Source organism: Sphingomonas floccifaciens (assembly GCF_042681125.1).
Lineage (GTDB): Bacteria > Pseudomonadota > Alphaproteobacteria > Sphingomonadales > Sphingomonadaceae > Sphingomonas > Sphingomonas floccifaciens.
On record NZ_JBHUFC010000006.1, the window covers coordinates 303073 to 327200 of the forward strand.

At 67.5% G+C, this 24128-nt stretch carries 25 protein-coding genes; 14 read left to right on the top strand and 11 right to left on the bottom strand.

Annotated features, from left to right (window positions below; translation table 11 throughout):
* Positions 1-34: 34 nt before the first annotated feature.
* On the top strand, positions 35-331 hold the full coding sequence (locus ACFSC3_RS15020; protein WP_380941240.1) for a hypothetical protein: 297 nt from the start codon (positions 35-37) through the stop codon (positions 329-331).
* A gap of 264 nt (positions 332-595) precedes the next feature.
* The gene (locus tag ACFSC3_RS15025) at positions 596-1993 is read left to right on the top strand and encodes a cell wall hydrolase (protein ID WP_380941241.1); all 1398 of its coding nucleotides are present in this window, start codon (positions 596-598) and stop codon (positions 1991-1993) included.
* A 151-nt stretch (positions 1994-2144) separates the two neighbouring features.
* On the opposite strand, the gene ACFSC3_RS15030 is transcribed toward ACFSC3_RS15025, so the two are convergent.
* The 6 genes from ACFSC3_RS15030 to ACFSC3_RS15055 are packed head-to-tail and all read right to left on the bottom strand — an operon-like array spanning position 2145 to position 6615.
* A complete protein-coding gene (locus ACFSC3_RS15030; protein ID WP_380941242.1) occupies positions 2145-3944 on the bottom strand; it encodes an acyl-CoA dehydrogenase C-terminal domain-containing protein in 1800 nt (599 codons plus the stop codon).
* A gap of 15 nt (positions 3945-3959) precedes the next feature.
* The gene (locus ACFSC3_RS15035; RefSeq protein ID WP_380941243.1) at positions 3960-4391 is read right to left on the bottom strand and encodes a MerR family transcriptional regulator; all 432 of its coding nucleotides are present in this window, start codon (positions 4389-4391) and stop codon (positions 3960-3962) included.
* Positions 4392-4423: 32 nt separating this feature from the next.
* The gene (locus tag ACFSC3_RS15040; RefSeq protein WP_380941244.1) at positions 4424-4921 is read right to left on the bottom strand and encodes a hypothetical protein; all 498 of its coding nucleotides are present in this window, start codon (positions 4919-4921) and stop codon (positions 4424-4426) included.
* Positions 4918-5280 (bottom strand): phosphoribosyl-AMP cyclohydrolase, encoded by a 363-nt coding sequence (gene hisI / locus ACFSC3_RS15045; protein WP_380941245.1) that lies wholly within the window; start codon positions 5278-5280, stop codon positions 4918-4920. The genes ACFSC3_RS15040 and hisI overlap by 4 nt, the downstream gene beginning before the upstream one ends.
* Before the next feature lie 35 nt (positions 5281-5315).
* On the bottom strand, positions 5316-6317 hold the full coding sequence (locus tag ACFSC3_RS15050) for a glycosyltransferase (RefSeq protein WP_380941246.1): 1002 nt from the start codon (positions 6315-6317) through the stop codon (positions 5316-5318).
* Positions 6318-6363: 46 nt separating this feature from the next.
* On the bottom strand, positions 6364-6615 hold the full coding sequence (locus tag ACFSC3_RS15055; RefSeq protein ID WP_380941247.1) for a DUF7218 family protein: 252 nt from the start codon (positions 6613-6615) through the stop codon (positions 6364-6366).
* A 114-nt stretch (positions 6616-6729) separates the two neighbouring features.
* Here ACFSC3_RS15055 and purF point away from each other — a divergent pair, with 114 nt between their 5' ends.
* Both purF and ACFSC3_RS15065 read left to right on the top strand, forming a co-directional pair.
* Positions 6730-8190: an amidophosphoribosyltransferase gene (purF, locus tag ACFSC3_RS15060; RefSeq protein WP_380941248.1), complete on the top strand. Its 1461-nt coding sequence runs from the start codon at positions 6730-6732 to the stop codon at positions 8188-8190.
* A 25-nt stretch (positions 8191-8215) separates the two neighbouring features.
* Positions 8216-8926 carry an SDR family NAD(P)-dependent oxidoreductase gene (locus tag ACFSC3_RS15065; RefSeq protein ID WP_380941249.1) on the top strand — a complete coding sequence of 237 codons (711 nt, stop codon included), beginning with the start codon at positions 8216-8218 and terminating at the stop codon, positions 8924-8926.
* 138 nt (positions 8927-9064) lie between these two features.
* Here the strand turns inward: ACFSC3_RS15065 and ACFSC3_RS15070 are convergent, their stop codons facing one another.
* The 4 genes from ACFSC3_RS15070 to ACFSC3_RS15085 all read right to left on the bottom strand — a co-directional run bounded on the left by ACFSC3_RS15070 (position 9065) and on the right by ACFSC3_RS15085 (position 13979).
* Complete coding sequence (locus ACFSC3_RS15070; RefSeq protein WP_380941250.1) at positions 9065-10225, bottom strand: serine hydrolase domain-containing protein; 1161 nt, start codon at positions 10223-10225, stop codon at positions 9065-9067.
* Complete coding sequence (locus ACFSC3_RS15075) at positions 10222-11460, bottom strand: class I SAM-dependent methyltransferase (RefSeq protein WP_380941251.1); 1239 nt, start codon at positions 11458-11460, stop codon at positions 10222-10224. Before ACFSC3_RS15075 ends, ACFSC3_RS15070 begins: the two co-directional genes overlap by 4 nt.
* Positions 11461-11497: 37 nt before the next feature.
* Entirely contained in the window at positions 11498-12850 is a 1353-nt protein-coding gene (locus ACFSC3_RS15080) for a cryptochrome/photolyase family protein (RefSeq protein ID WP_380941478.1), read from the bottom strand.
* 241 nt (positions 12851-13091) lie between these two features.
* A complete protein-coding gene (locus tag ACFSC3_RS15085; protein WP_380941479.1) occupies positions 13092-13979 on the bottom strand; it encodes a histone deacetylase family protein in 888 nt (295 codons plus the stop codon).
* Between the two features lie 49 nt (positions 13980-14028).
* Between ACFSC3_RS15085 and ACFSC3_RS15090 the strand changes: the two genes are divergently transcribed.
* From ACFSC3_RS15090 to ACFSC3_RS15135, 10 genes are all read left to right on the top strand, one after another.
* On the top strand, positions 14029-14520 hold the full coding sequence (locus tag ACFSC3_RS15090) for an RNA pyrophosphohydrolase (RefSeq protein WP_380941252.1): 492 nt from the start codon (positions 14029-14031) through the stop codon (positions 14518-14520).
* A 31-nt stretch (positions 14521-14551) separates the two neighbouring features.
* The gene (locus tag ACFSC3_RS15095; RefSeq protein ID WP_380941253.1) at positions 14552-15469 is read left to right on the top strand and encodes a DUF481 domain-containing protein; all 918 of its coding nucleotides are present in this window, start codon (positions 14552-14554) and stop codon (positions 15467-15469) included.
* Between the two features lie 74 nt (positions 15470-15543).
* Complete coding sequence (locus ACFSC3_RS15100) at positions 15544-16746, top strand: hydrolase (protein WP_380941254.1); 1203 nt, start codon at positions 15544-15546, stop codon at positions 16744-16746.
* Positions 16743-17741, top strand: a complete 999-nt coding sequence (locus ACFSC3_RS15105; protein ID WP_380941255.1) for an arginine N-succinyltransferase — start codon at positions 16743-16745, stop codon at positions 17739-17741. The genes ACFSC3_RS15100 and ACFSC3_RS15105 overlap by 4 nt, the downstream gene beginning before the upstream one ends.
* A complete protein-coding gene (locus ACFSC3_RS15110) occupies positions 17741-18991 on the top strand; it encodes an N-succinylarginine dihydrolase (protein ID WP_380941256.1) in 1251 nt (416 codons plus the stop codon). The genes ACFSC3_RS15105 and ACFSC3_RS15110 overlap by 1 nt, the downstream gene beginning before the upstream one ends.
* Positions 18992-19056: 65 nt before the next feature.
* Positions 19057-19266, top strand: coding sequence for a hypothetical protein (locus ACFSC3_RS15115; protein WP_380941257.1), 210 nt, complete (start codon positions 19057-19059; stop codon positions 19264-19266).
* 307 nt (positions 19267-19573) lie between these two features.
* A complete protein-coding gene (locus ACFSC3_RS15120) occupies positions 19574-19849 on the top strand; it encodes a DUF6356 family protein (protein ID WP_380941258.1) in 276 nt (91 codons plus the stop codon).
* A 221-nt stretch (positions 19850-20070) separates the two neighbouring features.
* Positions 20071-20622 carry a DUF1285 domain-containing protein gene (locus ACFSC3_RS15125; RefSeq protein WP_380941259.1) on the top strand — a complete coding sequence of 184 codons (552 nt, stop codon included), beginning with the start codon at positions 20071-20073 and terminating at the stop codon, positions 20620-20622.
* Positions 20619-21215: a CoA pyrophosphatase gene (locus ACFSC3_RS15130; protein WP_380941260.1), complete on the top strand. Its 597-nt coding sequence runs from the start codon at positions 20619-20621 to the stop codon at positions 21213-21215. Before ACFSC3_RS15125 ends, ACFSC3_RS15130 begins: the two co-directional genes overlap by 4 nt.
* Complete coding sequence (locus ACFSC3_RS15135) at positions 21209-22384, top strand: CCA tRNA nucleotidyltransferase (protein ID WP_380941261.1); 1176 nt, start codon at positions 21209-21211, stop codon at positions 22382-22384. The genes ACFSC3_RS15130 and ACFSC3_RS15135 overlap by 7 nt, the downstream gene beginning before the upstream one ends.
* Here ACFSC3_RS15135 and ACFSC3_RS15140 read toward each other — a convergent pair.
* Positions 22360-23973 (bottom strand): putative bifunctional diguanylate cyclase/phosphodiesterase, encoded by a 1614-nt coding sequence (locus tag ACFSC3_RS15140; protein WP_380941480.1) that lies wholly within the window; start codon positions 23971-23973, stop codon positions 22360-22362. The genes ACFSC3_RS15135 and ACFSC3_RS15140 overlap by 25 nt on opposite strands.
* Positions 23974-24128 lie beyond the last annotated feature (155 nt).

Here is a 24128-nt window from a genome sequence, read left to right on the forward strand (position 1 = left end):
GTGTCCGCGAACGCCGACCTGTCCGGGGGGACGAATGCGCAACGCCCTGATCTGTGCCACGACGATGCTCGCACTGCTGCTGCTGTGGCCGGTCGTCTTCGGCGGCGGCGCGGCCTCCAGTGCTGCCGCGAGCACGGTGACGATCCCGATCCCGCCGCGAGTCTACCCCTCGTCGCTGCGAGCCCTGCCGAAGATCGCGCCGGCGACCGAAAGCTGTGGGGCAACGCGATTGCGGGCGGCAAAGGCCTGCCAGCCGGGTAACGAAGCCTGCACGCATGCGGTCGCCGACGCGTTCGACGTCTGCGAGGCGAAGGGGATGTGGCCGTCCTGAGGAAAAGATCGCGCCCGCTTTCGCGCGACCTTTCGGAATGTCTCCGTACTTGACCGAAACCCACCCGTGTTCCCGCGCACGCGGGAACCCAGAGCCAAGCAAGACAATGGGCTGAGTAGCTTATGACCCTAGGCTCCCGCCTGCGCGGGAGCACTGGCATGGGCTCGCATAGGTCGAGGCTTCGCCGGGATGATGGCTGCAAGCTTAGTGGATCGCGGCAGATTTCGCATCCGGCCCGAACCGCGCTATAGCCGCGCGCCCGCTATGACTTCCCAGACAGCCAATCCCCCCGTCCCGCGCTGGATCGCGGCCGTTCTCGCCCTGCTCGCGCTTCTCGCGATCGCGGTGCCGCTGGCGATCGTGCGGACGACACCCAAGCTGTCGCCCGTGGCCAAGGCGATTGCCGCACGTCCGCAGCGCGTCGTGCCGAAGACCGAAGTGCCGACGGTCGAACCCGCCGACTATATCGATCTCGCACCCCAGGACGCGCGCGCGTTCAACGCGACCGTCCCCTTCTCGACCGACCCGAATCCGGCCGCGCGCCCGTTCCGGCTGACCGGCACGCCGGAAAGCCAGGCGCGCGCGCTCGACTGTCTCGCGGCCGCGGCGATCTACGAAGCCGGCGACGACGCCGGCGGCGAGAAGGCGGTCGTCCAGGTCGTCATCAACCGCGTCCGCCACCCGGCGTTTCCGAAGACGGTGTGCGGCGTCGTGTTCCAGGGCGCCGAGCGGCGGACCGGCTGCCAGTTCACCTTCACCTGCGACGGCGCGATGATGCGCGCGGTCAATCCGGCGGCATGGGAGCGCGCGCGCGCCGTCGCGCGGATGGCGCTGAACGGAACGGTCGACAAGCGGGTCGGCCATGCGACACATTATCATACCGACTGGGTCGTGCCCTATTGGAGCAGCAGCCTCGACAAGATCGTCGCGGTCGACACCCACCTGTTCTTTCGCTGGAGCGGCTGGTGGGGCACGCCACCGGCGTTCCGCGGCACCTATGGCGGGGTCGAGCCGATCGTTCCGCAGCTCGCCCGTCTGTCCGAAGCGCATCGCACCGCCGCCGAGGCCGCCGGGATGACGACCGCGACACTCGATCCGACGGTGCTGGGCGAGGCCGCGATCTCGCCGACCGGGCTGGAGCAGGACACCAACACCTTCCTCGTGTCGCTCGACCCGAAGCTGTCGCCCGATCAATATCCCGCGCTCGCCATGCGAACCTGCGGCGACCGCCCCTATTGCAAGTTCATGGCGTGGAGCGCGCTCGCCGGCACCCCCGCCGCCCTGCCGATCACGCCGGTGCAGCAGCGCGCGATGGGCTTCAGCTATCTACGCGACCGGGCGTTCGGGTTCGAGAAGGCGCTGTGGAACTGCGGCGAGTTCAAGCGCGCCTCGCCGGCCGAATGCATGAAGGCGCAGGTGTCGATCACCATGGCGCCACCGCCGCCGACCAATTTCAGCTACGACGCCACGCCGGGCAGCGCGCTCCGGGCGATCGCCGGTGCTGCGCCCGGAGCGACGGTGACGAAACCGACCGGGCCGGACCCGCTGACGGGCGTGAGGCGGAAGGGCGAGGTTGCGGCGCCGGTTCCCATGACGGGCGCCAATCCGCCGGCGGGTTCGCCACTGCCAGGGAAAGTGCCGTTGAAGGCGGACGAGAAGTAAGCCCTGGCCCGCTCTCGGGAGGAGTACGACAGGTAATAGTCCGTTCGTGCTGAGCTTGTCGAAGCACCGTACTCCGTGCCGCGAGAGGCGCGGGCGTATCGGAGAACGGTGCTTCGACTTCGCTCAGCACGAACGGGTATGAATTACAGTCTCACGCCGCGAACATCTCCGGCTCCAGCGCCATCACCGCGTCCGCGCCGCCCTCGATCTTGCGACGCAGCGCACCCGCGTCCGGCAGGATGCGTTCGGCGTAGAAGCGCGCGGTGACCAGCTTGGCCTCGAGGAACTTCGCATCGCCCTCGCCCGCCGCCAGCATCCGCGCAGCGGCGTCAGCCATGCGCAGCCACATCAAGCCGACCGAGACGAGGCCCATCAGCGTCATATAGCTGTACGCGCCTGCGCCGACGGCGTTCGGGTTCTGCATGCCGTTGGCCATGAACCACATCGTCGCGGCCTGTAGCTCGCCGAGCGCCTTTTCGAGACGACCCGCGAAATCCGCAGTCTTGTCGTTCGCCTTCGCCGCAGCGCATTCCTGCGCGACCAGCTTGAAGAACGCCTGCACCGCACGGCCGCCATTCTGCGCCAGCTTGCGCCCGACCAAATCCATCGCCTGGACGCCGTTGGTGCCCTCATAGATCTGGGCGATGCGGGCATCGCGGACGTACTGTTCCATGCCCCATTCGACGATATAGCCGTGGCCGCCATAGACCTGCTGCGCCTGCGTCGCGACTTCATAGCCCCAGTCGGTGCCGACGCCCTTGATGACCGGGGTCAGCAGGCCGATCAGGTCGGCCGCCATCTGGCGCTCGGCATCGTCCTCGGCCTTGTGCTCCAGGTCGACCTGCAGCCCGCCCCACAGGCACAGCGCGCGCAGGCCCTCGATCTTCGCCTTGGCGTCCATCAGCATGCGGCGGACGTCGGGGTGGACGAACAAAGTGTCGGCCTTCTCGCCCGGCTCGGCCGGACCGGTCAGCGCGCGGCCCTGGCGGCGGTCCTTGGCGTATTGCACGGCGTTCTGGAACGCGGTCTCACCCAACGCCAGACCCTGCAAGCCCACGCCAAGACGCGCGGCATTCATCATGATGAACATCGCGGCGAGGCCCTTCATCTCCTCGCCGACCAGCCAGCCCTTCGCCCCGTCATAGTTCATGACGCAGGTCGCGTTGCCGTGGATGCCCATCTTGTGCTCGATCGACCCGCACTGGACGGCGTTGCGCTTGCCGAGCGACCCGTCGTCGTTCACCATCACCTTGGGCACGACGAACAGCGAAATCCCCTTCGAGCTGTCGGGCGCGCCCGGCGTCTTGGCGAGGACCAGGTGGATGATGTTGTCGGTCAGGTCATGTTCGCCGGCCGAGATGAAGATCTTGGTGCCGGTGATGCTGTACGATCCATCCGCCTGCGGCTCGGCCTTGGTCTTGATGAGGCCGAGGTCGGTACCGCACTGCGGCTCCGTCAGGTTCATCGTGCCGCCCCATTCGCCCGACACCATCTTGGGCAGATACTTCGCCTGCTGCTCGGGCGAGCCCTTGGCGACCAGCGCGGCGATCGCGCCGTGGGCGAGGCCGGGATACATGGCGAACGCCATGTTGGCGGAAATCATATATTCCTGGAACGCCGTCGACACGACGTGCGGCATCCCCTGCCCGCCGAACGCCTCGGGCGCGCTCAGCGTGCCCCAGCCGCTCTCGACGAACTGTGCATAGGCCTGCTTGAAGCCCTCCGGCGTCGTCACCGAGCCGTCCGCGTGGCGGGTACACCCCTGCTGGTCACCCGACAGGTTGAGCGGAAACAGCACCTCGGCGACGAAGCGCCCGCCTTCTTCCAGTACCGCGTCGACCGTGTCGGGCGTCGCAGCCGAGAAGCCGGCCGAGTTGGTGTAGCGATCGAGGCCGACGACGGCGTCGAGTACGAAGCGCGTATCGCGCACGGGCGGCGTATACTGGGGCATGGGCGTCCTCTCGGTTCAGTCTTTTTGTTTTGAAACGGTGGTTTCGACGAGGTCGATAAATTCCTGAAGCTCGGCGATGGCGGCGTCGATGTCGTGGCGTTGCTGTTCCAGCACCGCGATACGGTCGCGGCAGCGCTCCAGCGTCACCTGGCGCTGGACCTGACGGCCGTCGCCGATGTCGTAGAGGTCGATCATCTCACGGATTTCGGCGAGCGAGAAGCCGACGCGCTTGCCGCGCAAAATCCACGCCAGGCGCGCGCGGTCGCGGTGCGAATAGATGCGCTGAAGCCCCCGGCGCTCAGGCGCAATCAGCCCTTCATCCTCGTAGAAGCGCAGCGCGCGGGCCGTCACGTCGAACTCGTCCGACAGGTCGGAAATCGTGAACTGCTGGCGATCCTGCCGGTCCGGGATCGGCGCAAGCGCGATGGCTGGAGCGTGTCTCGACATACCCGCCAAAATAACTTCCCTTTACGTGAACGTCAAGAACACGGGAGACGGCCATCGGCAGTGCGCATCGTTGCGGCTTCGGCGCCAGACGCGCTCAATCGGGCGACGTCGACCGCTCCGAAGCTCGCCCGCTTGCGACAGAGGGAGGCGCAGCCGTCCGGCAGGATCGCCGGGAAAACGATGCGGTCACCGTCGAATGCCGCCTCGAACCGACAGGTGTCGCTCAGCCGGACGCTCAGTCGCGTGCCCGACCGCGACACCTCGCCCGCCGCGCTGCATCCAATCCCCTCGCCATAGTCGACCGTCGCACCGAGCCGGTAGCCCGCATCACGGCGGACGATGCAGATGCGGTCGGTGTTGCGCGCATAGAGCCCGGCGATGTCGCTCTCGGCGGGATCGCGGACCAGACCGCGCAGGATGGCGGCGGTTTCCAGATCGGGCTCGGCCAACGCACGCACACGCGGCTCGCTACGCGGACAACTGGCCAGCGCGGCGAGCAGGACGACCGACGCGACGACGCGGAGGATCATTCGTCGGCGACCAGTCGACCGTCCTTGATCCGGCGATAGAAGCAGCTGCGCGCGCCGGTGTGGCAGGCGGGTCCATGCGGCTCGACGCGCAGCCAGACCGCGTCCTGATCGCAATCGATTCGCGCCTCTACGACGCGCAGGACGTGGCCGGAGGTTTCGCCCTTCTTCCACAACCGACCACGCGATCGGGACCAGAAGGTCGCCTCCCCGCTCGCCATCGTCGCGGCCAGCGCCTCGGCATTCATATGCGCCAGCATCAGCACCTCGCCAGTCGCGGCATCGGTCGCGACCGCGGTGATCAGGCCGGCGGCGTCATATTTGGGGTCAAGGGTCGGGCCGGTTTCGCGGGAGGAGGTCATGGCGCCTTCTACGGCGACTCGGCGCTCACACTCAATCAGGCAGCGCGGTGTCCCAGCATCGGCGCGATCAGGGCGAGGTTGTGCCGCGCGAGATGGCTTCCCCGCCCCGCCACGCTGCCTTCCAGTTCGGGTCGATCGCCGATCGCGAGACAGCGCTCCCACGCGCCCTGCGCCAGCGGCAGCCAGTCGCTCACCGCCTGCGCAGGGTCCGCCACCGCCCGGTCGAGCATCAGATTCCCGAGCACGAAGAAGAAGTCGGGGGACCGTTGCCAATATGGAAACTCGGCGTCGGCCAGCGCGACCGCGTCATCGAACCGTTTGGCCGCGGTCAGGCTGGAGATCGCGCCCAGGACGAGCTCATGCCGCCAATTCGCCTCGCGCGGAGTCGCGACGAGGGCGCGGGCATACCAGGTGCAGGCTGCAGCCAGGTCGCCGGCGATCTCGGCATCGCGGCCGAGCTGATAGAGGAGATAGCCGTTGTCCGGCCTCTCCTGAAGTGCGAGCAGCAGCAGGGGGCGGTTGCGCGTGCTCTTGGCCGACAGGCGCTCGGCGGCATAGCCGTCATGGCCCAGCGCGAGCGGCGCCCGCACGCGCGGCAGGGACGAATCCAGCTGTTCGTGCACGCGCCCGACGAAGCGGACGCCGCGGGGCACCAGACGGCTGATCCAGTTGCGATGGACACCCGCATTCGCCGTATCGCTGTCGATCGCCACGACGCCGATGCGGTCGGAACCGTCACACCAGTCGCGCAGATTCTCGCCCCCGGACGCGATCCACTCATCGGCGTCGATGACCAGCGTCCAGTCGGCATCGGCCTGTTCGAGCGCCCGGTTGCGGGCAGCGGCGAAGTCGTCGATCCAATCGAACGTCGCGACGGTCGCACCGCAGGCACGGGCGATGTCGCAGCTTTCGTCCGTCGATCCGGTGTCGATAACGACGACCCGGTCGACCCACGGCGCGACACTGTCCAGACACCGCTTCAGGCACCGCGCCTCGTTGCGGACGATCAGGGCGGCGGCAAGGGTCGGGCGGGACATGGACCGTCTCTGGCACCGCACCCGTCACCGCCGTGTTAACCAGCCATCACTTGTGGCCGCGAATCGCCTTCACCAATTCGTCCTTCGACATGTCGGATCGACCCTCGATACCGATCTCCTTCGCCTCATCGTACAGCTCCGCCTTGGTGCGATCCTCGAGATGCGAGCTGTCGTGATCGAGCGTGCCGGCGGCCTTCGCATTGGCGATGCGGGCGGCCTTTTCCTTGGACATGCCCTCGTCGCGCAGGTCCTCGTACAGCTTGTCGTCCTTGATCTGCGCACCGTGGTCCTTGGCCATCATCCATCTCCTCACCGGCCAAACGCGCCGGGCCGAACGTCGGATGCATGACAATCCCGCGACACGCGCCTATATGCGCCGTCGGACCGACCAGCCGCTCATGCGAAGGCCCCGATGCTCACGACCCATCCGTTCGACGACGACAAGCTGCGCGAAGAGTGCGGCATCTTCGGTGTTTCCGGGGCGGAGGGTGCGGCCGCACTCGTCGCGCTGGGCCTGCACGCGCTCCAGCACCGCGGGCAGGAAGCTGCCGGCATCACCAGCTGGGACGGCCGCGCCTTCCATACGCACCGCGCAATGGGCCATGTCGCGGGGAACTTCGATCGCGACGACGTGATCCGTGCGCTGGCGGGCAATACCGCCTGCGGGCATGTCCGCTATTCGACGACCGGCGAGACATCGCTGCGCAACGTCCAGCCGCTCTATGCCGAATTGGCCAGCGGTGGCTTCGCGGTCGCGCATAACGGTAATATTTCCAACGCGATGCGCATCCGTCGCGACCTGATCCGATCGGGTTCGATCTTTCAGTCGACCTCGGACACCGAAACGATCATCCATCTGGTCGCGACGTCCAGCTACCGCACGCTGATCGACAAGTTCATCGACGCGCTCAAGCAGCTCGAAGGCGCCTATTCGCTGATCTGCATGACGCCCGAGGGGATGATCGCCTGTCGCGATCCGCTGGGCATCCGTCCGCTCGTCATGGGCAAGCTGGGCGACAGCGTCATCTTCGCCTCCGAAACGGTCGCGCTCGACGTGGTCGGCGCCGAATTCCTCCGCTCGGTCGAGCCGGGCGAGCTGGTGATCGTCAAGGGCACCGAGATCAGCTCGCACCGCCCCTTCGCTCCGCAGGCCGCACGGCCCTGCATCTTCGAATGGGTCTATTTCTCGCGCCCCGATTCGATCGCGGACGAGCATTCGGTCTATTCCGTGCGCAAGGCGATCGGCGCGCAGCTGGCGATCGAATCGCCGGCCGATGCCGATCTGGTCATCCCCGTCCCCGATTCGGGCACGCCCGCCGCCATCGGCTACGCGCAGGAATCGGGCGTGCCGTTCGAACTCGGCATCATCCGCTCGCACTATGTCGGCCGCACCTTCATCCAGCCAGGCGACAAGGTCCGGCATCTGGGCGTCAAGCTGAAGCACAATGCAAACCGCGCACTGATCAAGGGCAGACGCGTGGTGCTGATCGACGATTCGATCGTTCGCGGCACGACCAGCCTGAAGATCGTGCAGATGATGCGCGAGGCCGGCGCGGCGGAGGTGCACATGCGCATCGCCAGCCCGCCGACGCGCCATTCCTGCTTCTACGGCGTCGACACGCCCGAACGCTCGAAGCTGCTGGCCGCGACCCACGATCTGGAAGCGATGCGGACCTATATCCAGGCCGACAGCCTCGCCTTCGTCAGCATCGACGGCCTGTACAAGGCGCTGGGCAGCGAGGGCCGGCCCCGCGTCAAGCCGGGGTTCTGCGATGCCTGCTTCACCGGGGACTATCCCACCCCGTTGACCGATCAGGACGAGAGCGGGACGCCCGTCGACCAGTTTGCCTTGCTCGAAGAGCGGGTTGGCTGAGCCACTTCATACGGATTCTAAGCTTATGACCGACACTCCCCTCGCCGGCCGGCTGGCGCTCGTCACCGGGGCCAGCCGCGGGATCGGCGCGGCGACTGCCCTCGCTCTTGGCAAGGCGGGTGCGCACGTCATCCTGACCGCGCGGACGCCCGGCGGGCTGGAAGCGGTCGAAGACGCGATTCACCAAGCCGGCGGCCATGCGACGATCGCGCCGCTCGACCTGTCGGAGAGCGACGGCATCCCGCGGCTGGCGGCGGCGATCGGCGAGCGGTGGGACGCGCTCGACGTTCTGGTGCTGAATGCGGCGCAGCTTGGCTCGCTGTCGCCGGTGTCGGCGTTCGATCCCAAAGAACTGGCCAAGACGCTGACGCTGAACGTGAGCGCGCAGGCGGCGTTGATCGGGTCGTTCGATTCGATGCTGCGCCGCTCGCCGCATGGGCGGGTGATCGGCCTCACCTCCAGCGTCGCCCGCACCGCGCGCGCCTATTGGGGCATGTACGGCGCGTCCAAGGCGGCATTCGAGAATCTGCTGCTGAGCTATGCCGAGGAAGTGAAGGCGCTCAGCAAGACGCGCGTTGCGATCGTCGATCCCGGCGCCACGCGGACCAAGATGCGCGCCCGCGCCTATCCGGGCGAAGACCCCGCCAGCGTCAAGGCGCCGGAGGTCGTCGCGGAGCGCATCCTGGCGCTGCTGGGCGAGGAGTTCGAGACGGGGGCGTTCGTGCGGGTGGGCTGAGTCCGCTCATCTCTTACGTTGTCCCGCGCCCACCATCGTCATCCCCGCGAAGGCGGGGATAAATTCTGGCTGACCGCAGTGAGTCTCACCACCTTCAGCGACTATTGGTCCCCGCCTTCGCGGGGATGACGACTCGGGTTATCGAGCCACCGCCGCCCCGATCAGCTTCGCCTGAAACGCCGCCCGCGCCGCCGACGGCTCCGCGCCGGTCGCCCTGGGCCAGGCGCTGACCATCGCGATCACGATCCGCCGCGACGGATCGATCAGGATCGACTGGCCGAAGATCCCCTGCGCGCCGAATCGCCCCTCGGGATAGGTCCACCATTGATAGCCGTAACCGTATCCCGGTCGCCCGGTCTGCGCCTTGGCGGCGGTGGCGTCCGCAAACCAGCCCGCCGGCACGATCCCGCGCCCGCCCTCCATCGCCAATTGGCCCATCCGGGCATAGTCGCGCAACGACACCGACAGGCAGCAGCCGCTGACTTCCTTGCCGGTCTGGTCGATCATCCAGGCCGCCGGCGTTTCCATGCCATAGGGCTTCCAGACCTTCTCGCTCAGATAGTCGGCGAGCGGCTTCTTCGTGGCGTTGCGGACGAGCACGCCGATCAGGTTGGTCTCACCGGTCTTGTAGACCCATTTCGTGCCCGGCGCGGACTCGCGGGGCAGCGTGCGCATATAGGCGACGGTCGGATCCTGGCCGGCGGGCACGGACATGGTGAACATGCGCGCGACGTCGGATTTCGGGTCGGTATAATCCTCGTTCCAGCGCACGCCCGACGTCATCGTCAACAGCTGTGCGATGGTCACGCCATCATAGCCGCTGCCGGCGAGATCGGGGATGTAGCGCGTCACCGGTTCGTTGACCGACTTGATATAGCCGTCCCGGATCGCGGCGCCGACCAATGTCGACGTGAACGACTTGGCGACCGAGAAGCTGGTCCAGCGCCCCTCGCGCGTCAGGCCGCGGGCATAGCGTTCGAGCCGCACCTTGCCGTCCTGCACGACGATCAAACCGGCGATGTTCTGCGCGGCGATGAAGGCGTCGACCTCCGCTGCGGCGATCGGCAGCGGGGTTCCGTCGGGCAGCGGGCGCACGCGGCGGCCGGTCTTCACCTCGTGCGTGGGGAAGATGCGCTCCATGTGCGGAAAGTTCGCATCGCGCTCCGCCTGCGACCAGAAGAGCACGGCCGCGCCGACCTGCTGCAACCGCGCGGTTTCGGCGGCGGGGGGCGGTGCCACCGGCGGCGTCTGCGCGCATCCGGCAAGTGCCAGCGCACCCGCGATCATCCAGCCCTTCATGCCCCCTCCTTCACCAAGGTCACCTGCAGCACGTCGATGCCGCCACCGCGGAACCCGCCTTCGCAATACATCAGATAATAGCGCCACAAGTCCACGAAATCCGGTCCGAACTCGGCCGGCAAGCGACCGTCGGCATAGGCGGCGTCGAACCGCTCGCGCCAGAGGCGCAACGTCTCGGCATAGTCGATGCCGAACGCACGGGCGTCGTGCCAGGCCAGCCCCTCCTCGGCGGCGATCGCGCGAAACTCGCTCTCGCAGATCAGCAAGCCGCCGGGAAAGACATATTGCTGGATGAAGTCGACATTGCCGGCATAAGATTCGAAGATCGCGTCATCGATCGTGATGAGCTGAAGCGCCGCGCGTCCGCCGGGCTTCAGCACGCGCGCAATCAGGCGGAGGTAGTCGCGCCAATATTCGCGCCCGACCGCCTCGACCATTTCGATGCTGGCGACGGCGTCATAGGTGCCGGTGACTGCGCGATAGTCGGTCAGGGTGAAGCGGGCGCCATCGGGTACGCGCGCGGCGGCATAGTCGCGCTGTTCGGTCGAGAGGGTGATGCCATGGACCTGCCGCCCGCCCGCCACCGCGGCCTCGGCGAAGGAGCCCCAGCCGCAGCCGATCTCCAGGATCGTCTCACCGTCGCGCGTACCGGTGCGCTCCAGGATTTCGGCAAGCTTGGCCGCCTGCCCGTCCTCCAGCGTCATGCCGTCGCGCGGGAACAGCGCGCTCGAATAGGTCATGCTCGCGTCGAGCCAGGGCGCGTAGAAGTCGTTCCCCAGGTCGTAATGATAGGCGATGTTGCGCCGCGCCTGCTCGGGCGCGTTGCGACGCAGCCAATGCCGCAGGCGCCGCAGCCCGCGCGACCATGCCGCCGCGCGGGCGGTGGTGCCCAGCGACGCGCGGTTGCGCATGAACAGATCGAACAACGGAACCGGATCGGGGCTCGCCCAGTCGCCCGCCGCCCACGCCTCATACCAACCGGCCGAGCCGCCGGTTGCCAGCCGCCAGAGCGCGCGCCAGCTCCGGACATGGACGATCGGCTCGGGGCCGGGTGCCCGTCCGCCCAGGCGTCGGTGAGTGCCATCGGGCAATGTCGCATCGATCGCGCCTTCGGCCAGCCCACGATCCACCCGGTCGAGCACGCGTCGCCCGACCGCCGCGAAGATACGGCCTGCCGTCGCTCCTCCCCTGCGTGCCGCCTTGCGCCCGCGATTGTCGTGCCGTGTACCGTGCATCCGCGCCCGCATAGCGTACGGCGCGCGGGCGGCAAGGTCAGCGCGCGGCGCGCCCGGCCTCCAGCGCCCGCTGGCGAGCCTCGCGGTGGCCGATGATCGGCTTGGGGTAGGCCGCGGGCCGGCAGCCGGCGGTTTCGGGATCATGGATCGCGGCGTCGGGCAGCTTGGCCAGTTCCGGCACCCATTCGCGGATATAGCCGGCGGCGTCGAACTTCTCCGACTGGACCAGCGGCGCCATGATGCGGCCCCACATGTTCGAGTCGACACCGGTACCGGCGACCCACTGCCAGTTGACCGCGTTGTTGCCGAAGTCGGCATCGACCAGGCAATCCCAGAACCAGCGCTCGCCCTCACGCCAGTCGATCAGCAGGTGCTTGATCAAGAAGCTGGCGGTGATCATCCGGACGCGGTTGTGCATCCATCCGCTGGTCCACAGCTGGCGCATGCCGGCATCGACGATCGGGTAGCCGGTGCGCCCCTGCTGCCATGCCTTCAGGTCCTCAGGCGAACGACGCCACTTGAGCTGGTCGAACTTCGGGCGACCGTTGGCATCGGCATAGTCGGGACGATCGAGGATCACGCCGCTGGTGAAATCGCGCCAGGCGAGTTCCTTGTGGAAGGTGAGCGCCGCCTTGCCGCCGCCGGCGAGGTGCCAGGCATCGCGCGGTGAAATCTCGCCCATGTGGAGGTGCGGCGACAATCGCGAGCTGCCGTCGATCGAGGGCATATTGCGGTCGATGTCATAGGCATTCACGCGGTCGGCAAAATCCTTCGCCGCCTCCCGCGCTGCCGCCTCGCCGGGCGTCCAGCTATCGAAGCCGCCGGACCAGTCGGGCTTGGTCGGCAGAAGTTTCCAGTCGGCTAGGCTATCGGACTTCGGCCATTTCGATGGCGCCGGGATCGATCGCGGGGCGGGCAACGGATCCTCGGGCGGCATGCGGGTCGCGAGCGCCTTCCAGAACGACGAATAGACCTTGAACAGCCCGCCGGACCCGGTCGTCACCTCTTCGATGGGTGCCAGGTGATTGCCGTCGTGCAGGCACAGCCGGTCGCCCAGCGCCTTCTCGGCCTTGCGCCACCACGGTTCATAGTGACGGATGGCGTGGATTTGGCTTGCACCGGTGTCTTCACACAATTTGTGAAGTTCCTTCACCGCATCGCCGCGCCGAAGGATCAGGCGAGATCCCTTGTCTTTCAGCGCCTTGCCGAACGCATCGAGCGCATGATGCAACCACCACCGCTGCGCACCCCCGATCGCCCAATCGCCCGGCGCATCGTCGTCCAGGATATAGACCGGGATCACCGCCGCCTCATGGGCAGCGGCGACGAGGGCGGGTTGATCGTGAAGGCGGAGGTCCTGGCGCAGCCAGAGGATCACGGGGTCAGGCATCATTCGGGATACGCGCGCGATGCCCGCCCCGTTCCGGAGGCGTTTCAATCACCGACATAATTTTGGAAATCGGCGCCGATCCCGAAGCCTTCCGCCGAATGGAAGAAGATTTGTTCAGAGAGGGCGCAAAGGCGCGAAGAGGGTTGGTCGAAAACCATTTGTCCTATGCCGACGAGACGGGCGTTGACGCGGATAACACGATCCCGACTTCTTTGCGGCTTCGCGCCTTCTCTGAAAAATTCTATTTTTCGAACACCGATCCGAGCGCGAGGATCGACGCGACGTGCCGCTCCGCGATTTCGCCCATGTCGGTTCCATATCCCCCGCCCAGCGCACTCGCGAGCGGCAGGCCCCGGTCGCGCGAAAGGGTGGCGATCCACTGGTCGCGTCGCACCAGACCATCGCGCGTCAGCGCAAGGCGGCCGAGGCGGTCGCCTTCCCACGGGTCGACTCCGGCCTGGTAAAGGATCAGGTCGGGCGCGAAATCGGCCAACAGCGGGAGCAGCGAGCTTTCCAGCGCGGCCATATACCCATCGTCGTCGACACCGTCGGGCAGGCCGACATCGAGGCTCGAACGGGCCTTGCGCGCGGGGAAGTTCTTTTCGGCGTGGATCGAATAGGTCGCGACGTCGACGCGGCCCGCGGTCAGGCTGGCGGTGCCGTCGCCCTGATGGACGTCGCAGTCTACGATCAGCACCCGCCGCCCCTCCTCCGCCAGCCGGACGGCAGCGATGGCGAGGTCGTTGAACACGCAATAACCCGCGCCCGTATCGGCCAGCGCATGATGACTGCCGCCTGCGGTATTGGCGGCGAACCCGTGCTTTTCCGCCAACAGCGCCGCCAGATAGGTGCCGCCCGGCACCGCGAACGCGCGGCGGGATACCAGAGCGTCGATGGGAAAGCCGATGCGGCGCTCCTTGACCGCAGGCACTCGCGCCTCGGCGACTTCGGCGACGTAATCGGCGTCATGGACAGCCTCCACCCAGGCACGGGGCATCGGTTCGGGCGCGTGCCACTCGATGCGCGATCCATGAGCGAGCAACAGGTCACGGACGGCGGCATTCTTACTCGGGCCGCCGCCGCGGACGACCGGGGCGACATAGTCGGGGTGATGGACGACGGCGATCACGCTCCCTAGGTAGGCGTCCGAACCCGCCCCCGCCAGCCGGAGCCCCGCCATGTCCGACCTGCCCTATCGCCCCTGTGCCGGCGTCATGATCCTGAACCGCGACGGCCGGGTGTTCGTCGGACAGCGGCTCGATTCGACGCTGGAGGCATGGCAGATGCCGCAGGGCGGGATCGATCCGGGCGAGGATGCGCTGACGGCAGCCCTGCGCGAGGTCGGCGAGGAAACGGGCATCGCGCCCGAACATCTGACGCTGATCGCCGAGGCGCCGGAAGAACTGCAATACGACCTGCCGGACGAACTGATCGGCAAGCTGTGGCGGGGCCAGTGGCGTGGACAGCGCCAGCGGTGGTTCCTGTTCGCCTACTCCGGCACCGATACGGATGTGAACATCCAGACCGCACACCCCGAATTCCGCGCGTGGAAATGGGCCGAGCCGGCCGAGCTTCCCGCGATGATCGTGCCGTTCAAGCGCGACCTCTATGAGGCCGTGCTCGCCGCCTTCGACGAACCGCTCCGCCGCCACGCCCGGCCGAAGCCGTAAAATCGCCCGTTTGCTGGTAGAGGGTCGACCCATGCGTGCCGCCCTGCTTCCTCTCCTGCCGCTGCTGCTCGCCAACGCCGATCCAGCCGCGCCCCAGACGTCGCCGGCGCCGGCAACGATCCCCGATCCGATCAAGGCGATGCTCGACGCGGCGATGACTTCGGGCAGCGAGGCGGAGGTGCAGACGATCGCTAAATATGCCGCTTCTGCCGCCCCCGAAAGTGCCGAAGCGATCCGCCGTATCGCCGGCGCTTGGAAGGATGCGCGCAGTGCGGCGGCAACGCGGACGCTTCAGGACTCGGGCTTCTTCGACCTGGTGCGTGGACGGGTGGAGCTGGGCGGCTTCTACACGACCGGCAACACCCGCAACGTCGGTCTGACGGCGGCGGCGGATGTCACGCGCGAGGGCTTTCAGTGGCGGCACAAGCTCAGGCTGCTGGGCGAGTATCAGGAGAGCCTGGGCCAGACGACGCGCGAACATTATCTCGCGTCCTACGAACCCAACTACAAGATCGACGACCGGCTCTACGCGTACGGTGCCGCGCAATATGAGGCGGACAAGTTCCTCGGCTATTTCTCGCGCTATTCGGCGTCGGCCGGGGCGGGCTATACCGCGATCCGCTCGCGAGCGGTGACGCTCGATATCGAACTCGGCCCGTCCTTCCGCCGGACGGCCTTCACCGACTTCACGACCGAAAGCGAACTCGGCGCGCGCGGCAATCTGGATTTCGACTGGAGGCTGGCGAGCGGCGTGACGCTCAGCCAGGATGCGTCGGCCTATGTCCAGAACCTCAATACGACGGTGACCACGCGGACCGCCCTGGCGGCCAAGCTGTTCGGGCCGCTATCGGCGCAAATGTCCTATGCGGTCAGCTACGAAAGCCGGCCGCCGGCGGGTCGCGTGAACACCGATACGACCAGCCGGGCGTCGCTGGTCTACGCGTTCTAACGATGGCGGCGGACTGGTAACAATTGTTACCAGGGGTTGCGGCCTTGCCCCCGTTCTGGGCTAGACTGACGCCCATGTCCCTGACCGCCCTCGAGACCGCCGCCGTCGCACGCGCCGCTGCATCCCCGATGCTGGATCGCACGCTGGCGTGGAGCGCGGTCAACAGCGGGACCGGCAATCTGGCGGGGCTGGCGCAGGTCGCGGAGATGCTTGCGGATGCCTTCTCCACCCTGCCCGGCGAGATCACGCTGGTCGATCCCGCTCCGGCTGAACGGGTAACTGTCGACGGCCGGGTCGAGGCGATCGCGCACGGCCGCCACCTCGTCCTTCGCGTCCGGCCGGGGGCGGCGCGGCGGATGCTGTTCACCGGTCATATGGACACGGTCTATGCCGCCGATCATCCGTTTCAGGCGATCGCCCGCCTGCCCGATGGCCGGATCAACGGTCCCGGTGTCGCCGATATGAAGGGCGGGCTGGCGGTCATGCTTGCTGCGCTGGAGGCGGTCGAAGCGAGCTCAATCAGGGATTTCGGCTACGATGTTCTCATCAATTCCGATGAGGAAACCGGCAGCTTTTCGTCCAATGCGCTGATCGCCGAGCTGGCACAGGGCAAGATCGCGGCGCTGACCTATGAACCCGCGCTCGCCGACGGCGGCTTGGCGGGGGCACGGGCAGGGACGGGAAATTTCTCGCTGGTCGTGCGCGGCAAGAGCGCCCACGCCGGACGTAACCCGGACGATGGCCGCAACGCGATCGTCGCCGCTGCCGCGCTGGCGGTACGTTTGAAGGCCGCGCACGGGCCGCGGTTGTCGGTCAATCCGGCACGGATCGACGGCGGCGGGCCGAACAATGTCGTCCCCGACCTCGCCATTCTGCGTGTGAACTTCCGCCCCGCCCTGCCCGATGACGTCGTGCGAGCGCGGACGCACCTCGACAGCGCAGTGGCGATGGTCTCGGCCGAGCATGACGTGGCGATCGAGGTTCACGGCGGCTTCAACCGGCCGCCCAAGTCGCTGGACGCGGGCGCCGAAAAGCTGTTCGGCCTGGTCCGCGCGACCGGGGCCGATCTGGGCATCCCGATCGGCTGGAATCCGACCGGAGGTGTGTGCGACGGCAACAACATCGCTGCCTGCGGCGTGCCGGTCGTCGACACGATGGGGCCGCGCGGCGGTGCGATCCATTCGGCGGACGAATTTCTGATCCCCGACAGCCTGGCCGAGCGGGCCGGGCTGTCGGCGGTCACGATCCTGCGTATCATCGAAGGGGGGCTCGCGTGAGCTACGTCATCCGCGCGGCGCGCGATTCCGATCTGCAACCGCTGTACGAGATGGCGAAGCTGACCGGGGGCGGCTTCACCAACCTGCCGCCCGAGAAGCCGGCGCTGCGCGCCAAGCTGGAGCGCAGCCACGCCGCCTTCGACCGCGACGCCGACACGATCGAAGACGAATTGTTCGTGCTGGTGCTCGAAAATCTGGACACGGGCGAGGTTCGCGGCACCTGCCAGATTTTCCCGCACGTCGGCCAGCGCTGGCCGTTCTACAGCTATCGCATCGGCACCATCACCAAGCGCAGCGAGGAATTGGGCCGCACGTTCAGCGCGGAGATACTGAACCTGGTCAACGACCTGGGCGGCGCGAGCGAGGTCGGCGGGCTGTTCCTGCATCCGGGCGAGCGCGCCGGGGGGCTGGGCCTGTTGCTCGCCCGTGCGCGCTACCTCTTTATCCGCAACCACCGCAGCCGCTTCGGCGACCGCGTGCTGGCGGAGTTGCGCGGGATCATCGACGAAGCGGGCGGGTCACCTTTCTGGGACGGCGTCGCCGGCCGCTTCTTCGGCATGAATTTTCAGGAGGCGGACCAGTTCAATGCGGTCCATGGCAACCAGTTCATCGCCGATTTGATGCCCAAGCACCCGGTCTATATCGCGATGCTGTCGGAAAGCGCGCGCAGCGTCATCGGCCTGCCCCACCCCTCCGGCCGCGCGGCGATGCGAATGCTGGAAAACGAAGGCTTCGCGTACGAAAAATACGTCGATATCTTCGACGGCGGGCCGACGATGACGGCGCGGACCGATCAGGTGAAGACGGTGCGGGAGGCACGCGATTTCGAGCTGACCGGCGTGGCGGAGGGCGGCGTGCCCTCGCTCATCGCGACCGGACGGCTGCGCGACTTCCGCGTAACGCTGGGCGAGGTCGGCGACGGCACGATCGACCCGGCCAGCGCCGCGGCGCTCGGGGTCGGCGTCGGCGACGTGCTGACCGAGGTGGAACGCTGATGGCTCTGGTCGAAATCAATTTCGACGGGATCGTCGGGCCGAGCCACAATTATGCGGGGCTCAGCCACGGCAATCTGGCGGCGACGAAGAACGCCGGCGCGACGTCCCACCCGCGCGCGGCGGCGTTGCAGGGCATCGAGAAGATGCGCGCCAATCTGAAGCTCGGGCTGCACCAGGGCATCCTGCTGCCGCATCCGCGCCCGGACCATCGCTGGCTGGCGAGCCTGGCGACCGACTATGCGAGCGCTCCCCCGCATCTGAAGGCGCAGGCTCTGTCGGCCTCGGCGATGTGGGCGGCGAATGCGGCGACGGTTTCGCCCGCGCCCGATACCGCGGACGGGCGCTGTCACCTGAGCGTCGCGAACCTCGGCACCATGCCACATCGCAGTCATGAATGGCCGGCGACGCTGGCCCAGCTGCGGATGGCGTTCGCCGACCCGGCCTTTGCGATCCACGCCCCCGTCCCGCCGCCATTCGGGGACGAGGGTGCCGCCAATCACATGCGGCTGTGCGCGGAGCACGGGAGCCCCGGCGTCGAGGTGTTCGTCTACGGCATCGCTGGCGGCCCCTTTCCCGCGCGCCAGCACCGCGATGCGAGCGAGGCCATTGCGCGGCAGCATGGAGTCGCAAACGCGATCTTCGCCCGTCAGTCGGATGCCGCCATCGCTGCCGGCGCCTTCCATAACGACGTCGTCGCAGTGGCGAACGAACGCGTCCTGTTCGCGCACGAACAAGCGTTCGAGGACGGCGACGCGCTCTACGCCGATCTGCGCGCGCGCCTGCCCGAGGTCGAGATCGTCGAAGTCCCCGCGTCTGCGGTCAGCCTGAGCGACGCGATTTCCTCCTATCTCTTCAACGCCCAGCTGGTGACGCTGCCCGATGGGACGATGACGCTGATCGTGCCCGGCGAGGCGCGCGACACGCCATCGGTCTGGGCATGGCTTCAGGCGCATGTCGCCGGCAACGGTCCGATCCGTCGGGTCGAGGTGGTCGATGTGCGCGAATCGATGGCGAACGGCGGTGGTCCCGCCTGCCTGCGTCTGCGCGTCGTTGCCGATCCGGCGACCGTCGACCCGCGCTTCCTGGTCGACGAGGCCAAGCTCGACCGGATCGCCGCCGTCGTCCGGAGGCTGTGGCCCGAGGCGATCGCTTACGACGCGATCGGCGACGCCCGCCTGATCCGAGAGATCGAGGACGCCCGCCGCGCCCTGTTCGAGACGCTGGAGACTGTCGGGTTACTTGACAGTTAACTACGTCCGGTAACACGCGATTAACGCTTTTCCGCCGCTGGCACGGGACTTGCTGATTGTCGGGTATGTGGCAGAGCATCACCCGATTGTTCACGATCAAGACCAAGTTCGAGGCTTTCCTCGTCATCTACGGCCTGGGCGTCGGCGCGGTGGAGCGCGGGATGCGCTATCTCGACACCTATCCGGGCGTCGGTGGCTGGCTGCTGTTCGCGCTATGCCCGATCGCGGTATTCATGGCCGGCGGGCGATTGATCGACTCGGTCAGCCGCGACTAGAGCGTGATGACATGGTTTTGACCCATCGTGACGGAGCCGATTTTGGTCGGTGGATAGGAGCGAGGATGGAACGGGGCTTTGCCCCCGTGACTGACGAGGGACGACTCCACAGGCCAAAATCGGCCCGCCGCGAAGCGGTTGCTCTGAGCCGTCCGCCGGACGTCGTCGCAACGCTTGCGCGGGGCCACCAGCCCGCGCTGCGCGTCGCTCCTCGCCGACGAACGGCTCAGAGCAATCTCGATGGTTCAAAACCATGTCATCACGCTCTAAGGTTCCGTTCGCGACCCGTCTGCGCTATGGCTGATCCATGGCAAACCATGGCCCCCTGCACCGCTGGTTCCGCGCCCATCCCGAGAGCGTGGGCGAAACCTATGTCGAGCATTTCGGCGTGGCATCGAGCTTCGGCGCAAAGATGATCGCCGGCGGCCTCGCCTGCATGGTCCACGCGGTCCTGCCGAACTTTTTCGAGCGCACCGGCAGCAACACGGTGAAGGCGCTCTATTCGAAGATGGTGTCCCGCCAGCCCGGCGCCCGCCGACCGGCCTATGACGAGCCGCAGTGGCGACCGGAATACGAGATCTGATCCTCCCCGAATTTCCGTTCGTGCTGAGCCTGTCGAAGCACTGGCCTTCTTCTTCGTAAGCAAGAGCACGAAGAAGGGCGGCCCTTCGGCAAGCTCAGGGCGAACGGCTGGATGGACGTGTGGCTCAACCAATCTGAACCATATCCTGCTCCGGCCTGCGCCGGCGCACAGATAGGCAACTCCCCCTTCCCTCCCGCGCGTTAGCTTGCCAAAGGGGTGGCATGCCGATGCCGCCGCTTCCCGATCTCGACGCTATGTCGATGGATGAGGTCGCCGCGCACATCGCGACCCGGTCCCCCGCTCCCGTCGAACGCTGGAACACCAGCCACTGCGGCGACAGCGAGATGCGGATTGCGTCGGACGGGCAATGGTATCATCAGGGCTCGCCGATCGGCCGCAAGGACATGGTCCGCAAGTTCGCGACGATCCTGCGGCGCGAGGCAAATGGCGGCTATGTCCTCGTCAATCCGGGCGAGAAGCTCGACATCGCGGTCGACGATGCGCCGTTCGTCGCGGTGAAGATGAAGGCGGAGGCCGGCCGCATCGCCTTCCAGACCAACGTCGGCGATATCGTCATCGCCGGCCCCGATCATCCCTTGCGCTTCGAAAGCAAGGCCGATGGCCCGCATCCCTATGTTCGGATCCGCGGCGGGCTCGACGCGCTGATCGCCCGGCCGCTCTATTACGATCTCGCCAACCTCGCGATCGAGGGCGACGATACGCCGCCGGGCGTGTGGAGCGACGGCGTATTCTTCCCGCTGGAGCCGGCATGACGCTTGCCGAGCGGCTGCGCGCCGCGCTCGATGCCGGAGCCGCCGGGACGCCCGAATTGCTGACCGGTGATCTCCACGCGCTGGAACTGGAGGGCGCTCCGCCGGCGACCGAAGCCGCCGTGCTGGTCGCGATCACCGACCGCGCCGAGCCCGGCGTGATCCTGACCCGCCGCACCGAGACGCTGCGCGCCCATGCCGGACAGGTCGCCTTTCCCGGCGGCCGGATCGATCCGGAGGATGCCGACGCCGTCGCCGCCGCGCTGCGTGAGGCGCGCGAGGAAATCGGCCTGCCGAGCGACGCGGTCACGATCGTCGGCACGGTTTCGCCCTATCGCACCGGCACCGGATACCGCGTGACGCCCGTCATCGCCACCGTTCCGCCCGACCTGCCGCTGACCCCGTCCGAGGCGGAGGTTGCCGCGGTCTTCGAAGCGCCGCTGGCCTACGTCCTCGACCCCGCCAATCACCGCGCCGAAACCGCAATGTGGAAGGAACGCGAGCGGCATTACACCCGTATCGACTGGCAGGGCGAAACCATCTGGGGCGCAACCGCGGCGATGCTCGTCAATCTCTCGAAGCAGTTGAAATGGTGACCCTTCCCGACATCGACTGGCGCCATCGTGCCGGTCTGGACGAGCTGATCGACGCGCTGGGCGGCGGTGCGGACGCGCGCTTCGTCGGTGGCGCCGTGCGTGATGCGTTGCTCGGCATCCCGGTCGCCGACCTCGACATCGCGACGCGCCACGATCCGGAGGACGTGATGCATCGCCTTCGCCGCGCCGGCATCAAGGCGGTGCCGACCGGTCTCGCCCATGGCACGATCACCGCCGTGATCGAAAGCGGCCCGGTCGAGGTCACCACGCTGCGCCGCGACGTGGCGACCGATGGCCGCCATGCGACCGTCGCCTTCACCGACGACTGGCGCGAGGACGCCGCGCGACGCGATTTCACGATGAACGCGCTCTACGCCGACCCGGTGACCGGCGAGGTGTTCGACTATTTTGACGGCCTCGCCGATCTCGACGCGCGCCGCATCCGCTTCATCGGCGACGCGCGCCAGCGGATCGCGGAGGATCACCTGCGCATCCTGCGCTTCTTCCGGTTCCTCGCCCGCTTCGGCGATACGCCCGATCCGGAGGGTCTGACGGCCTGCTCCGATCGCGCCAACGACCTGATGGCCCTGTCGCGCGAACGTATTCGCGACGAACTGCTGAAGCTGCTGGTCGCGCGCGATGCGGTCGGTGTCGTGCGACTGATGCACGACCGCGGCATCTTCCGCCCCGTCCTGCCCGAAGTCGATGCCGCGGGGATCGGCCGGCTTGCCCGGCTTGCCGATGCCGAGGCGGGGCAACAGATCGCCCCCAACGCCATCCGCCGCCTGGCCGCGCTGATCGGTCACGACGCGGCGGTCGAGGTCGGGGCGCGGCTGAAGCTGTCCAATGCAGAGCGCAAGCGGCTCGAAGCCGCCGGTCTGGGCGCGAGCAGCGAAGGCGCGCAGGCGCTGGCCTATCGGGTCGGGATCGACAGCGCGCAGGATCGGCTGCTGATCGCCGGGGCGGACGCGCGCCTGCCGGAGGGCTGGACGCCACCCAGACTGCCGGTTTCGGGCGGAGCCATCGTCACGCGCGGCATCGGCAAGGGGCCGGAGGTCGCGCGCCTGCTGCGCCGGATCGAGGATCGCTGGATCGCCCTGGGCTTTCCCGCGAATGTCGACGGGCTCGTCGACGACGAAGTCGCTCAGGCCTTGCGCGACGCGAGATAGTCGAAAGCGGCGGCGCTGGAGAGCGGCTGCGAGTAGAGATAGCCCTGCCCGTAAGTGCAGCCCAGCGCGGCGAGCGTCTGGGCGAGGTCGTTGCTCTCGACGCCCTCCGCGGTCGTCTGCATGCCCAGCGCCTGCGCCAGGCTGAGGATCGCCCGGACGATCGCCACCTTGTCGCGGTCGGCCAGCATCCCGGTGATGAAGCTGCGGTCGATCTTCAGGATATCGATCGGCAGCCGCTGGAGGTAGGCGAGGTTCGAATAGCCGGTGCCGAAATCGTCCATCGCCAGTCGCGAGCCGAGATCCTTCAGCGCCTGAAGCGTCTTGGAGATGCCGTCGGGGTCGCCGATGATCGCGCTTTCGGTCAGTTCCAGCGTAAAGCGATTGCCGTCGACGCCGTTCGTCTCCAGCGCGTGGCGGACCATCGCCGGGACATTGTCGCGCTGCAACTGGATCGCCGAAATGTTGACCGCCACGTTGGCGCCGCACGGGCCGCCGGCCTGCGCGTCCCACTCGGCGATCGTCCGCGCGGCCGCATCCATCGCCCAGCGGCCGAGGGGGACGATGAGCCCGCATTCCTCCGCCACCGGGATGAAATCGACTGGCGAGACGGGGACGTCGTCGGGTGCCCAGCGCGCGAGCGATTCGAACGAGATGATCCGCCCCGTCGACAGGTCGCAGATCGGCTGGAACGCCAACTGCATCTCGCCATTCTCGATCGCGCGGCGCAGGCGCGTCTCGATCCCGAAATGGGTCCGGACGATGTCGTAGCTCGACCGTTCGTAGAGTTCGACGTCCCCCGTCTGCTTGGCGCGCTTCACCGCGAACTGCGCGTGGCGGATCAGGTCTTCGGGCTCGGCGATCTCGTCGGTGCCGAGCGCGATGCCGATCGAGCAGTCGACGCGAATCTCGAAGTCCGACAGACGGAACGGCGTCGACAGCGCGGCCTGGATGCGGCGCGCGACATGGTCGGCGTCGAGCACGCCGTCGTCGGTCTGGATCAGGATCGCGAATTCGTCGCCGCCGATGCGTGCCAGCGTGTCGCGTCCGCGCAAGGCCCCCTTCATCCGACGCGCGACCGAGATCAGGAGCTCGTCGCCGGCGAGCGAGCCAAGGCAGGCGTTGACGCGGCTGAACCGCGCCAGATTGACGATCATCACCGCATGCGACCGCGCGTTGGCGGTCGTCACCTGTGAATCGATCAGCTCCTCAAACCCGCCGCGGTTGGCGAGACCGGTGAGGCTGTCGGAGAACATCTCGCGGCGCAGGCTGGTCTGGGTGCGCTGTTCGGGCGTTTGGTCGACCAGGCTGACGAGACATCGTCCGTCGCCGCGGGTCTGCGCGCGACGGGCGAGCATCACGCGGAAGTGCTGCGCGTCGATCGACTCGCCAACTTGCCAGTTGAATTCCTGATGCGTCTCGTCCGACGCCAGGAACGCGACGATCCGCGCACCGAGCAGGCGCACCAATGGCGATTCGGCAGCGATGGTGCCCAGTCCCGCCTGGCGGAACGGGCGGTTGATCGCTTCGAAATCAAGCGCTTCATTCCGCGCGACGACGATGACCGCCGGGATGGGCAGCAGGTCGATCATGCGGGCCGACATGGCCGGGCCATGCGCGCGCGCGCCGTCCGCCACGTCCGACGACGGCCCGGCATTGACGGGAATGGGCACGCGGGCCTTGCGGAACAACATTGCAGCCTGACTAGGCCGCACTAGTTAAGACCCTCTAAACTAGGTTGGATTCG